Genomic DNA, 11,716 nt, shown 5'->3' on the forward strand with positions numbered 1-11,716 from the left:
AAAAACACTGGATGCGCCAGGCTCAGAAACGCACCGTCGAGGAAACTTGGCGCCACATCGGCCACCTCGTCGAAACGATCGAGGCAGCCGAATGCAAGAACTACTTCGTAAATGCCGGATACGCTTCCGTCAAAACGTGAAGGACTCTAGCTTTAGGACACCGTGATAACTCCATCCTCAGGGCCACTTACGACGATTTCCTTGAAGTGCTTATTCTTGACTTGGACATAGTATACTCCGGCCGGAGCGTCAGCTTCTGCTTTAACCTTGAAGGTGATTATTGTCGCATCGTCGATAGTTACATCGTGTTGGTATACCGACAGATTTTTCTTGATGGATAAAGAGTCAGCATAAATAAATTCAATCACCAGGTCTTCTTTGTATTTGTCTTTAAACCAATCACGATCTGGGTATACTTTCACGCTGACCGTAACTGGATCTCCGCCCCTCACAGCATTTCCTTCAGGTGTAGAGACTTGTACTATATCTACTCTTGCCATTGTCTATCTCCCTTCGGCATTTTCAAATAACGATCGGAAACGCTAGTCGAAATCGCCGCGCCCGCCGCGGTTCATGGCACCACCGGAGCGTCCCATCGCACCGCCAGATCTGCCCATCGCGCCGCCAGATCGCCCCATCGCACCGCCGGATCTACCCATTGCTCCACCCGATCGACCAAACGAACGCGGGTCCAGCTCTGCACTCAACAGGACATCTTCGAGCGTGCCGGTGTCGAGTTCCAGCCGCATTGTCAGGTCACTCTTGTCGTAGACCCAGACCTGCATTCCGCGTGCAAACGAGCCTATCTGCGATGACAGTCCGGTATAGTCAGGGTCGCTTGGACCGCGGCTCATGACCTTGAGATCAGTTTCCGTCGGGGCTGGATAATCAACGACAGAGCCAGGCCCGTGGACAAGAAGTATGGTCGGTCGGGCCAGCTCGTAGAACTGCGCTTCGAAGGTGAACGCATAAATCCTTGCCAGCAGGCTACCGGAGGCGTCAATCTGGTTCTGCAGGAACCTGTTGTCACCAAGCCTTGGAGGCCGTCCCCCATCGACCCTCTTCGTAAGCTTCAAATCTTCAAGAACTCGACCGAACAAATGTATGGCCGAGCTACTTAGGATGGTTTCAGTTACCATGGATCACCCCATCTTCTGCATGCCGATCAAAGTTCGGCGCCACTTCTGGACATCCAGTATTTCTCGAAATAGCTCATATCCGGCAGACGCGCCTGGTCCCGTGGACGAACGATTCGACCCTCATGGACATGGCTCTTTCGGCCTGACTTTGTCAGGCGAGGCCCGGCACGGTAGCGAAAAATCCCTCTCCGGTCGAAATCCCGGAAGATGATGCTTGATAGTTCTCCTCCGGTCATACTGTCGTCGACCGCGAGCATCGTTCTCGCCACGTCACCGTAGTCCAGGAAATCCGGGGCGAGAGCCCATAGTGTCTCGGCGAGATAGGTGCCCACGATATCCCGCGCGTCGAGCAGCGCTTCGACGAAACCTTCCGGATTGCGAGCGAAATCGCGGTCAAAGACTTCCTGCACCGGCAGCTCGGCAGCTGGATCGATCTCGGCGAGGTCGGCAAGATTTTCGGCCTCCGGCGAGATCAGTCCTCGAGCCACCAGGCTCTCGTGAAAGACATCGACCAGAATGTCGAAGACGGCGCCCGTGAGAGGTTGCGACAGTGCATGCTCGTCGCTCCAGCCGTCCGCAAAATCGGCCATCGTCAGTTTGTTGTTGGCCTCGCGTATCTGGCGGTGCGGCGAGAATTCCGAGAAGCGAGAGAGTTGGTTGGCGATGTAGAGATTCCCGCGCGTCTCCGTCAGAACATTTTCGATCACGGAGGGAAAATGCATGGCCGCGATCAACGAAACGCAGTCGGAAAAGGCCTCCTGAAAGCCCAGATATTCGGGGAACTCAGCTCCCGGGTCAGGTATGCCGAGGACGCTGTAGACAAACGCATGGCCAACCTCGTGCGCGATGATATCGAAGTCGAGGCTGAAGGGGAGCGCACGTCCGTCTTGCACGAATTGGCTGCCGAGCTCGAGGAAGCCATAGCCGTATTGGGCGTTATCCCAACCCGGCAGGATCGAGATTTCCAGACGGTCGTAGTGATCGCGGAAATGCCAGATGAGCGGTTGGCCGATGTAACGCTCCCAAACGTCGAGCGTGAAGCGCACGCAACCGAACGCGTGCGCTGCTTCGAAGCCGGGCGTCGAGGGCTGATAGTGATCGAAATTGCCCTCTTCGTCGGGAACGGCCGGATCGAGGATCGCTCGCGTCCAGGGCGGCAGGGAGATGACGGGCGTGCCCAACGGGCCGTGGTTGACGCCATAAGGCCGCGTCTTGTCGACCGGCTCGACGACGTACATAAGATCGTCGGACGGGCCAGGTCCAACGCTGCCACGCGGGGAAGAAACCGTAATGATCTCAGGGCTTGACGTAGGGTCTTCGAACGGAGGCTGAACGAACAACCTGAACCGGGTACCCATTCCCCACCTCTCGGTTATATTAGTAACGTAACATAATATCCGTGGAATGGCGAGGGCGTTGGTTTGTCAGGCAAATCTTCCTGAAGGCCGGTTCTTGATTATCGGCAATAACATTGCCTCAAGAACAATGCGTATCGCTACTGCAGGAGCTGGAGCAACTTCTGGTAGCGAGGATGACTGCGAACAGAGGCGAAATCGGAATCGTTCTTGAACCAGAGTCTCATCTCGGCGCCAGCTTGCGGCAGCCACGCTTCCAAAAGGTCGATCGAGCGTTCGAAGTCCCCCAGCAACGCATAGGTACAAGCGGCGTTGTATTGGGTGTTCATATCGCTGGGGTCGATCGCCAGAGACCGGTCAAGCCACTTCGCTGCCCTGTCGCCTTCACCAAGGAAGGCCAGCACGATCGCGCCTAGGCAGGCACAATTGGCGTTCTCCGGATGCAGACGGAGTTCCTCTTCAGCTCTCTCCAATGCGATCCGCGCATAAAGCTCCGCGTCGTTCTGCTGGCCAAGAGTGCGGAAGACGTTCACCAGCATGACCGGTGCGCCGTAGTCGCTCGGTTTGATCTCCATCGCACGCATGAAGTACGTCGCGGCGAGCTCGAACTGACCGCCGGTTACGCAGAACTCGGCATAGTAGCGGTTGGCCTCGTGGCAATTGGGGTCGAGCGCGAGAGCCTGTTCGAACGCCGCGGCGGCCTCGGAACGGCGGCCGGCGAGGGACAGGGCAAAGCCCCTGGCTGAATGCGCCTCGGCCAGATTCGGGTCCAGAGCCAGGGCCTTATCGGCGGTCGCGAAAATGTCGTCCACCTGGATCGGTGAGCCATACATCGACTGAAGGCGTACGTCGCTGACCGCCAAGCCTGCATACGCGCGGGCATATCCCGGATCAAGCTCGATGGCCCTGATATAACTTTGTCTGGCCATCAGGTGGTTCGCCCTGGTCGCGATGTGGCTGTAATCGCGGCCTCGAAGATAATGCGTATAGGCGTCCACATTGTCCGTCGGCGCCTTCTCAATAGCCTTCTTTTCCTCGGGCAGGAGCCTAACCCTGAGTTGCGCCACGACCGCCTTGGCGATTTCGTCCTGCACGGCGAAGATGTCGGTGAGGTCGCGGTCGTAGCGGGCAGCCCAGACGTGTCCGTCCGTGGCGCCCTCGATCAGCTCGGCATTTATCCTTACCCGGTTTCCCGCCTTGCGGACGCTGCCCTCGACAATGTAGCCGACGCCAAGCTCCCTGGCGATGCGTTCCATCTTGTCGGTCCTGCCCTTGAAGGCGAAGACCGTATTGCGGCTGAGCACGAACAGGCCGGAGACGTTCGAGAGGTCGGTTATGATATCTTCAGTGATGCCGTCACTGAAATACTGCTGGTCTGGATCATTGCTCAGATTGGCGAAGGGTAGGATCGCCACCGACGGCTTGTCGGACCGCACCAGCGTCTGGACGCTCCCGGCCGCAACATGCGTCTCGACATGCGCGACGCCCTGGTCCCAGTTGGCGAAATAGACGTGCAGCGGCTGAGCAATGTTCTTGACAGTCCTGGCGCCCTGATCGGCGAAGTCGATGCCCAGCTTGTTGCCGACCGCATGGCGCACCGCTTCCGAGCAGGCGATGCCGCCGGGTATCGCGAGGCCCTGCAGCCGCACCGCAAGATTGACGCCGTCGCCGTGGAAATCATCACCGTCGACGATGATGTCGCCAAGGTTGATGCCCATGCGAAACTTGAAATGCCGGTCCTCGGGGATGCCGGCATTCCGCTCGGACATGCCGCGTTGGATCTCGACCGCGCAGCGCGCCGCATTGATTACGCTGCCGAACTCCACCAGGAAGCCGTCACCCATCACCTTAAAGATGCGCCCACCGTGCTTGGTGACGGTCGGATCGAAGAATTCCCGTCGATGCTGCCGAAGGAGATTGAGCGTGTGTTCTTCGTCGACCTCCATAAGTCGGCTATAGCCGACCACATCCGCGGCCAGGATCGCCGCCAGCCGACGCTCAACATGCTCCTCAGACATGTCGTCTCCTGAAATCGCAGACAATCGTTCTGCCTGATTTAGTTCTATCTGATTTACCTCCCCAGCGCCAACGTCGCAGCCGATCGACGCCCATAAATAGCGAAAGCCGCTCGGGAACGTCACGATCCGACAGAGGTAGGCGGACGGATTGAGGATCGGCATGGTCCCTTGCTTGCGCAAGGCCTACCGGCAATAATTCGGCTTCGGGAGGAAGGCGACGCAGCCGGCGATGGGGGTAAGCGTCATGGCGAATCTGATGCCGCTGCTTGTGGTCGGGGCGATGCTCCTGATCGTCGGCAGCCTGATTTATCGCGGCATTGCCCGACTGTTTTCCGGTTCGGCTTCAAAAGGCAAGCCACCGGACAGTTCCGCCTTGCCGATCGGCAAGGCTGGTCAGCGCACGCCGGCATCGTCTGAAGCGGCTCGCGCCACATCGCCCCGGCCTAACCCCGCGGCAGAAAAGCTGATCGCCGACTTGCAGCAGCAAGCCAAGGACAGCGACGACCAGCGCAAGGCGAAGTTCAAAGCGCATGTCGAGCGCAAGATCCCGCCGATTTCCGTCGATGGCCGCGAAGCGATCGAACGGGGGCAAGCCGCGCGCATTGCGATCAAGCATGTCTTTCCGCCGCGTCTTCCGCAACGCAGCATGAGCTATTTTGGCGGGCTGCCGATTGTCCCCGATGAGTTCGACTGGCCGACGGTTCACAATCGGCAGGGATTGCTCGAGCGCCTCAATTTCATGGCGCAAATCGACTGTTCGGACTTACCATCGGGACCTGGCCGCGATCTGCTGCCCGAAAAGGGTTACCTCTATTTCTTCGCGCCAATGTCCGACACGTTTGGGCCGGACGCGCTGCACTTCGTGACCCGGTATGAACCGCGTCGGGTGACGCAGAAGTGGCAGCCGCTCGACATGCCCTTCACCGCCAAGATTCTGGGATCGGATCCGACGGACGAAATCCTGTGGGGCAAGCGAACCCACTATGATCGGGTCGAGGTCGAATTTGCCTGGATCGAGGAGCCGACCGACGCCGAAGTCGCGGCGCGTGCGGAGGAAGGTCATGCTTTCGAGGTCGCGGACAAAATTCGCGCCGAAAGGGTTGCGGCCTTCTACGGTCCGCCTGTTACCCCCGATGCGCTGCTTTCCGCTCATCAGGCGCCGAAGGACACGCTTTGGACGCCGTACCCGGGATTTCCGGCCAATTGGCATTCCGCGCGGATCGTTCGCAAGCTCGTGGAGGCATATCACCGCGAAGAGACGGCCGACGTCGCGGCACAGCTGAAGGCGCTTGGCGATGTTTCTGAAGATGATCCGGAGGCCAAGCAGCTACGGGCGGTGCAGCGCGAACTGTCGGCATTCGGTTCGAAGATGTTCAACGCATTCTTTTCGACCGTCAACGCCGGACTGAAGGAATATGACGCACCTCCTGCCGAGGTGAAGCAGCAGATCCTTGCCTTCCTCGAAGACTTGCGCGCCAACGGCATGCCGTCATCTTCTCCGGCGCGGCGGTCGCATCATCGCCAACTTCCGCAGGTGATGAACCATTGGCTTTCAATCGCGGCGATCCAGGGCGCCGAGGGAGGACTGACAGATCCGGACGGTGCGGCGTTGATAGGCCCGGGCGTTGTACACGCCCTGTCTCACCGCCACTCACCCCGTGGCCATCAGATGCTTGGCAAGGGTGAAGTCATCCAGGTCGCAGCCGACGAGATGAAGGACCGCTACCTGCTGTTGCTCCAGATCGGACTGGATATGGCGCTCGACTGGACCGTCGGCGAGATGGGGCCGCTTCAATACTGGATTACGCCCGAGGATCTTGCGGCCAAGCGATTCGAGAACACAATTCTGACAATCGAAGCCTACTGACTGGTGTTTGGTCAGTGGCGCTCTGGCCACTTTGCAATCCTCGCCGGCTATCACAATAGCGGGATCGGATCACGGCCTGCGGGTCGCAATTGCAGGTCGAGATTAGGGAACCCTCCCGCTCGTCCCCAGTGCCAGGCAGCAAGAAAGGTCCGGTTACCCCGCCCCTTTGTTCTTTTCAGACATAAAAGGAAATTTGGAGGCGATTGAGGCGATTCGAACGCTCGACCCCAACCCCTGGCAAGACCAATTTCTGCCAACGCCGCCCTATGCTACTCTCCGCCAGGGTGCGATAAACCGTTGAGTTTGCTATATATCGACCAATCTTGCCTTCACCCTGCTATTCGACTGGCACCCCGTTTGCTATGCCGACTGCTTCCATTGCGCCTGGACATGTGGCAAGCGAGCAGCCGAGCAGACGCAGCTTCCTGGCTACAGCATATGGACCTCTTGGGTAATTCAATTTGAAAATTGCGCTCTCATGTTTCAAAACAGGCCGGTAGACCCGCGAGTTTCGAAGCCAGCGGGGCCGCTCCGGTCCTCAAGGCGAGAATTCTAAAAGACGTTCAACAATGACCCAGCACGTACAAAACGTTCGAATTCTCATGTACAGCCACGACACGTTCGGGCTCGGCCACTTGCAGCGCTGCCGGACGATCGCGCATTCGCTGGTCGAGGATTTCCGCGGACTTCAGGTGCTTATCATTTCGGGTGCGACCATCGCCGGCGCCTTCGACTACCGCGCCCGTGTCGACTTCGTGAAGATCCCCAGCGTCATCAAGCTGCGCAACGGCGAATACACCTCGCTGGAAAAGCATATCGACCTGCATGAGACGCTGAGGATGCGCCAGTCGATCATCCGCCACACAGCCGAGACCTACCGGCCAGATATCTTCATCGTCGACAAGGAACCGCTCGGCCTGCGTGGTGAGATCGAGGACACGCTGTCCTATCTCAAGACGCGGGGCACCACGCTCGTGCTTGGCCTGCGCGAGGTGATGGACGCGCCGCATCTGCTCGAGGCAGAGTGGGCACGCAGGGACGTGATGCGCAAGATAGGCCTGTTCTACGACAAGGTCTGGGTCTATGGTCCGCCGGATTTCTACGATCCGTTGACCGGCCTGGATGTGCCGTCGGCTGTCGGGGCAAAGATGAAATTCGTCGGTTTCCTGCAACGGAGCCTGCAGCGGAACGAGATGCCCGGCCACCGGCCCGAGGGCGACTATATCCTTGTTACCACCGGTGGCGGCGGGGACGGCGCCGACCTGATCCACGACGTCCTCGATGCCTATCAGCAGGATCCGCAATTGCAGCATAGGGCGCTGATCGTGCTTGGGCCTTACATGCCGGCGCGCAAGCGCAACAAGCTGCTGAAGAAGGGGGCCAAGATCCCCTATATCAAGATCATCGAGTTCGACAACCGCATGGAAGACCTGATTGCCGGCGCCAAGGCGGTCGTGGCGATGGGCGGCTACAACACCTATTGCGAGATCCTGTCTTTCGACAAGCCGGCGCTGATCGTGCCGCGCGTCAAGCCCCGCGAGGAGCAGCTGATCCGTGCACGGCGCGCAGCCGAACTCGGCCTCATCGAGATGCTCTTGCCGGAGGAAGCCAAGGATTCCCAGCGGTTTGCCGATGCACTGAAGGTGCTAGCGGACCGGCCCCGCCCATCGCAGAGCAATCCGCATCTGACGCTGGAAGGGCTGCCGCATATTTCCGAAATCGTCGCGGAACTGCTCGAGCGGCGGGCCGGCCATCACCTTTCGGTCATTGAAGGCATGAACTGAGTTGCAAAACCGCAAGATCGTCGTGGTTCTGAAAGGCTATCCGCGGCTGTCGGAAACCTTCATCGCGCAGGAACTGCTCGGTCTGGAGCGTGCGGGGTTCGACCTGATACTGTTCGCGCTCAGGCGGCCGACCGACGCAAAACGCCACCCCGTGCATGACGAGATCAAAGCGCCGGTCCACTATCTGCCGGAATATCTGCATGAAGAGCCGCTGCGCGTGGTTCGCTCGCTGTTTGCTCATCTGATGCGGCCGGGCTTCTGGCGCGCGCTCGGATCGCTGGCGACCGATATCCCCCGCGACTTTACGCGCAATCGCGCGCGCCGTTTCGGGCAAGCGCTGGTGCTGGCGGCCGAATGGCCGGAAGACGCGGGCTGGCTGCACGCACATTTCGCGCACACGCCGGCATCGGTGACGCGCTATGCCAGCCTGCTTCGTGGCCTGCCCTGGAGCTGCTCGGCCCATGCCAAGGACATCTGGACTTCGGCGGACTGGGATCTGGCCGGCAAGCTTTCCTCGGCGCGCTGGACGGTCACTTGCACGAAAACCGGCTTCGACCGTCTGACGAAACTCGCCAACGGCAACTCGTCCGTGCATCTGAGCTATCATGGGCTCGACCTTGATCGCTTCGGCAGTTTCGCCGCGGCGCGAAAACAGCATGATGGCTCGGCGCGGGACGAACCGGTCGTCATCCTGAGTGTCGGGCGCGCCGTCGCGAAGAAGGGTTACGATACCTTGCTGGAGGCCCTTGCCCTTTTGCCCGGTGATCTGGCGTGGCGTTTCGAGCATATCGGCGGCGGCGAGGAACTGGAACGGCTCAAGGCGCTGGCACAAAAGCTCGGACTGGATGGTCGCGTCGCCTGGAAAGGCGCGCTTGCACAGGAGGAGGTGCTTGAGCACTACCGCTGCGCCGACATCTTCGCCCTGGCCTGCAGGATCACCGCAAATGGCGACCGGGACGGTCTGCCGAATGTCCTGGTGGAGGCGGCCAGCCAGCGGCTTGCCTGCGTTTCGACCGATATTTCCGGCGTGCCGGAGCTTCTATCGCCTGAAGAAACCGGGCTGCTGGTTCCGACGGAAGACCCAATCGCCCTGGCACAGGCGCTGGAGCGCCTGATCCGTGATCCCGTGCTGCGTGCCCGCCTCGGCGACGCCGCCGAGCAGCGCGTACGCGGCGATTTCGATCATACGGCAAGCATCGGGCAGCTCAAGGACCTGTTCGAGCGGGAGTGGCGGGCCGCCGAATGAAGCGGCTGCGCGTCTTCTTCTATGTCCAGCACCTGCTCGGCATCGGCCATCTCGCGCGCGCCAGCCGCATTGCGGCGGCTCTGGTCGATGACGGGTTCGACGTAACCGTCGTAACGGGCGGAGCGCCGATCGCGGGGTTTCCGGGACCGGGTGTAAAATCTGTCACCCTGCCACCTGTCACCTCCGGCGATGAAGGATTTTCCGGACTTGTCGACCTGCAGGGCAAACCCATCGACGATGATTTCAAGAAACGGCGTTCGGAGATGCTGCTGCAGGCATTGCGGGATTGCAGGCCTGATATCGTCATTGTCGAGGCGTTTCCATTTGGACGCCGACAGATGCGTTTCGAACTCTTGCCGCTGATCGAGGCCATCGACGCGACGTCGCCCAGACCGCTGCTGGCGACGTCCGTGCGTGATATCCTTCAGGAGCGTGTCAAGGTGGGCCGAAACGAAGAAACGGTCGATCTCATCAACAGGCATTTCGACCTTGTCATGGTCCATGGCGATCCGGCTTTCGCAACCATCGACAAGACATTTCCACCGGCTGGGGCGATCAGGGCCGAGGTCACCTACACAGGGCTCGTTGCCGCACCGCCATCGCCCGCGGCCTCCGAGCGCTTCGACATTCTGGTGTCGGTCGGCGGCGGGGCTGCCGGAAAGAGCCTTGTCAGCTCCACCATCGCAGCGGCGCGCAATGCCAACAAAGGCTGGAAATGGTGTTTGATCACCGGCCCAAACCTGCCGAAAGACGAGTTTGACGCGATCGCACGCGATGCCATGCCGGGCCTGTCCATCTTCCGGTTCCGCGAGGATTTCGCCAGCCTGCTGACCGGCGCCCGCCTGTCAGTCTCGCAGGCGGGTTACAACACGGTCTGCGATGTCCTGCGCGCGGGTTGTCGCTCCCTGCTCGTTCCATTTGCAGCCGGCGGGGAGACCGAACAGACGGTTCGCGCCCTGATGCTCGAAGACCTCGGTCTTGCAACGGTGCTGATGGAAAAGGACCTGACGCCTGAAGGTCTGTCGCAAGCGATCGAACAGGCGCTTGTGGGACCGACGCCATCCGCGCATCGTCTCGATCTGGAAGGCGCGCGTCACTCTGCGCAAATCCTGCGCGAGCGGTATCGAACCTGGTCCCTGAAACTGGGGACCGGTTTCCGAAAAGTTCATCATCAAACAGACGATGGATCCTAGAGCGGGTCATCTTTGCACGGAAACGCAGGACCGCCCTATCTCTTTGTTTTGACGCAAATTCCCTGAGGGAGGGAAAGCGCTGCCCGCTATACCATCAAACAGTTCCAATCAGCATGAAGCGCGTATAATTTTTTGTCGGCAGTTCGCCCGAGAACCGCACCTCCCGCAGCGCCGCCATGGCTTCGAAGGCTGCAAGTGAAGCCACGCAGTTGATGTGTGTCGGCTCGCTGAAATAATCGTTGGATTGCAGCAGTACATTCGTGCCCCGCGGAAGCAGGGCAAGCCAGGCGCCCAGATCGGCTATATGCTCGCAGCTCGTATTGACCGTCAGATCGGGCCGCCCGGCCGCATAGTCGAGTGCGTACATATCCGCTGTGACCGCCCGGAACCGGTCGCCAGCTTCCCGGTTGAGGGTCCGGGCGACCGGTGCGACTTCGGGATCAATGTCGATGCTATCGACGGCCGCGATGTCGAAGCGGGCGTCGTTGAGAAGCATCGCCGGCAAGACGCCGTACCATCCACCCAGAACCCATATGCGGCCGAAGCGGCCGCCGAAGCTTTCGAACAGCCTGTCGCGCGCCCACATCTTGCAGGCGACCTGCTTGTGGTTGAAGGCATTGGCGATATCGGCCTCCGGATGCTTGGCGACGACGCGCGCCAGCCCTGCCACGAGAGGGCAGTTGACATAGGCAGCAATTCCCCGCGTGAGGTCCAGGGCTTGCTCGTGCCAGTCCATGCCGGCATTGCGCGGTTGCGTAACATCCATCATATTCGTCTTGTATGTTGGGATTTCGGGCGACACAACGCAATCTTGCCTCCCGCAAGGCCGTTTGATTCGCGGACGTGATCATGCTGCAAGCCGCTTCGCCATTGCCCGGTGCCGGAGAGAGCCTGTTGCGTCTGTCCGGACCATCGGCGTCGATCCGCCAGCGCCAGCCGCGCAACTGCGGCCTCGTGCTGGAACGCGCCGCCTCGCAGGTTGCTTCCATCGTCGAGGGCACAATCTCCGTGCACTGCAGCTTCGAGCTTGTCGCTGGCGACGAAGAAATCGCCGATCCGCCGTTCGCCAGCAGGTGCTCTTTCATCCTGCATCCTTCCAACTGAAGGTCCACAG

The 11,716-nt window shown here is 60.0% G+C and carries 10 protein-coding genes and 1 pseudogene; 6 read left to right on the forward strand and 5 right to left on the reverse strand.

Annotation, left to right across the window (positions count from 1 at the left end; genetic code table 11):
* Window positions 1-140: pseudogene (locus tag AC1DZU_RS10245) on the forward strand (IS630 family transposase); the annotation flags it as partial.
* Window positions 141-152: 12 nt separating this feature from the next.
* Here the strand turns inward: AC1DZU_RS10245 and AC1DZU_RS10250 are convergent.
* The 4 genes from AC1DZU_RS10250 to AC1DZU_RS10265 form a co-directional block, all read right to left on the reverse strand.
* The gene (locus AC1DZU_RS10250; protein WP_477284238.1) at window positions 153-500 is read right to left on the reverse strand and encodes a hypothetical protein; all 348 of its coding nucleotides are present in this window, start codon (window positions 498-500) and stop codon (window positions 153-155) included.
* Between the two features lie 42 nt (window positions 501-542).
* Window positions 543-1,139, reverse strand: coding sequence for a hypothetical protein (locus tag AC1DZU_RS10255; RefSeq protein WP_477284240.1), 597 nt, complete (start codon window positions 1,137-1,139; stop codon window positions 543-545).
* Between the two features lie 26 nt (window positions 1,140-1,165).
* On the reverse strand, window positions 1,166-2,497 hold the full coding sequence (locus AC1DZU_RS10260; protein ID WP_477284242.1) for a gluzincin family metallopeptidase: 1,332 nt from the start codon (window positions 2,495-2,497) through the stop codon (window positions 1,166-1,168).
* A 137-nt stretch (window positions 2,498-2,634) separates the two neighbouring features.
* On the reverse strand, window positions 2,635-4,512 hold the full coding sequence (locus tag AC1DZU_RS10265; protein ID WP_477284244.1) for a TPR end-of-group domain-containing protein: 1,878 nt from the start codon (window positions 4,510-4,512) through the stop codon (window positions 2,635-2,637).
* A 244-nt stretch (window positions 4,513-4,756) separates the two neighbouring features.
* Between AC1DZU_RS10265 and AC1DZU_RS10270 the strand changes: the two genes are divergently transcribed.
* The 4 genes from AC1DZU_RS10270 to AC1DZU_RS10285 all read left to right on the forward strand — a co-directional run bounded on the left by AC1DZU_RS10270 (window position 4,757) and on the right by AC1DZU_RS10285 (window position 10,602).
* Window positions 4,757-6,379 (forward strand): PqqD family protein, encoded by a 1,623-nt coding sequence (locus AC1DZU_RS10270; RefSeq protein ID WP_477284246.1) that lies wholly within the window; start codon window positions 4,757-4,759, stop codon window positions 6,377-6,379.
* A gap of 569 nt (window positions 6,380-6,948) precedes the next feature.
* On the forward strand, window positions 6,949-8,163 hold the full coding sequence (locus AC1DZU_RS10275; protein ID WP_477284248.1) for a glycosyltransferase family protein: 1,215 nt from the start codon (window positions 6,949-6,951) through the stop codon (window positions 8,161-8,163).
* 1 nt (window position 8,164) lies between these two features.
* The gene (locus tag AC1DZU_RS10280; RefSeq protein ID WP_477284251.1) at window positions 8,165-9,409 is read left to right on the forward strand and encodes a glycosyltransferase family 4 protein; all 1,245 of its coding nucleotides are present in this window, start codon (window positions 8,165-8,167) and stop codon (window positions 9,407-9,409) included.
* A complete protein-coding gene (locus AC1DZU_RS10285) occupies window positions 9,406-10,602 on the forward strand; it encodes a glycosyltransferase family protein (RefSeq protein WP_477284253.1) in 1,197 nt (398 codons plus the stop codon). Before AC1DZU_RS10280 ends, AC1DZU_RS10285 begins: the two co-directional genes overlap by 4 nt.
* 94 nt (window positions 10,603-10,696) lie before the next feature.
* Here the strand turns inward: AC1DZU_RS10285 and AC1DZU_RS10290 are convergent, their stop codons facing one another.
* Window positions 10,697-11,371: a class I SAM-dependent methyltransferase gene (locus tag AC1DZU_RS10290; RefSeq protein ID WP_477284255.1), complete on the reverse strand. Its 675-nt coding sequence runs from the start codon at window positions 11,369-11,371 to the stop codon at window positions 10,697-10,699.
* A gap of 80 nt (window positions 11,372-11,451) precedes the next feature.
* Here AC1DZU_RS10290 and AC1DZU_RS10295 point away from each other — a divergent pair, with 80 nt between their 5' ends.
* Window positions 11,452-11,706, forward strand: coding sequence for a hypothetical protein (locus tag AC1DZU_RS10295; protein ID WP_477284257.1), 255 nt, complete (start codon window positions 11,452-11,454; stop codon window positions 11,704-11,706).
* The last annotated feature ends 10 nt before the right edge of the window (window positions 11,707-11,716 follow it).

The organism is Mesorhizobium sp. P2_A12, assembly GCF_056405075.1.

Coding starts and splice junctions, on each gene's coding strand:
- AC1DZU_RS10250 (WP_477284238.1), bottom strand. CDS start 500: ATGGCAAGAGTAGATATAGTACAAGTCTCTACACCTGAAGGAAATGCT.
- AC1DZU_RS10255 (WP_477284240.1), bottom strand. CDS start 1,139: ATGGTAACTGAAACCATCCTAAGTAGCTCGGCCATACATTTGTTCGGT.
- AC1DZU_RS10260 (WP_477284242.1), bottom strand. CDS start 2,497: ATGGGTACCCGGTTCAGGTTGTTCGTTCAGCCTCCGTTCGAAGACCCT.
- AC1DZU_RS10265 (WP_477284244.1), bottom strand. CDS start 4,512: ATGTCTGAGGAGCATGTTGAGCGTCGGCTGGCGGCGATCCTGGCCGCG.
- AC1DZU_RS10270 (WP_477284246.1), top strand. CDS start 4,757: ATGGCGAATCTGATGCCGCTGCTTGTGGTCGGGGCGATGCTCCTGATC.
- AC1DZU_RS10275 (WP_477284248.1), top strand. CDS start 6,949: ATGACCCAGCACGTACAAAACGTTCGAATTCTCATGTACAGCCACGAC.
- AC1DZU_RS10285 (WP_477284253.1), top strand. CDS start 9,406: ATGAAGCGGCTGCGCGTCTTCTTCTATGTCCAGCACCTGCTCGGCATC.
- AC1DZU_RS10290 (WP_477284255.1), bottom strand. CDS start 11,371: ATGATGGATGTTACGCAACCGCGCAATGCCGGCATGGACTGGCACGAG.
- AC1DZU_RS10295 (WP_477284257.1), top strand. CDS start 11,452: ATGCTGCAAGCCGCTTCGCCATTGCCCGGTGCCGGAGAGAGCCTGTTG.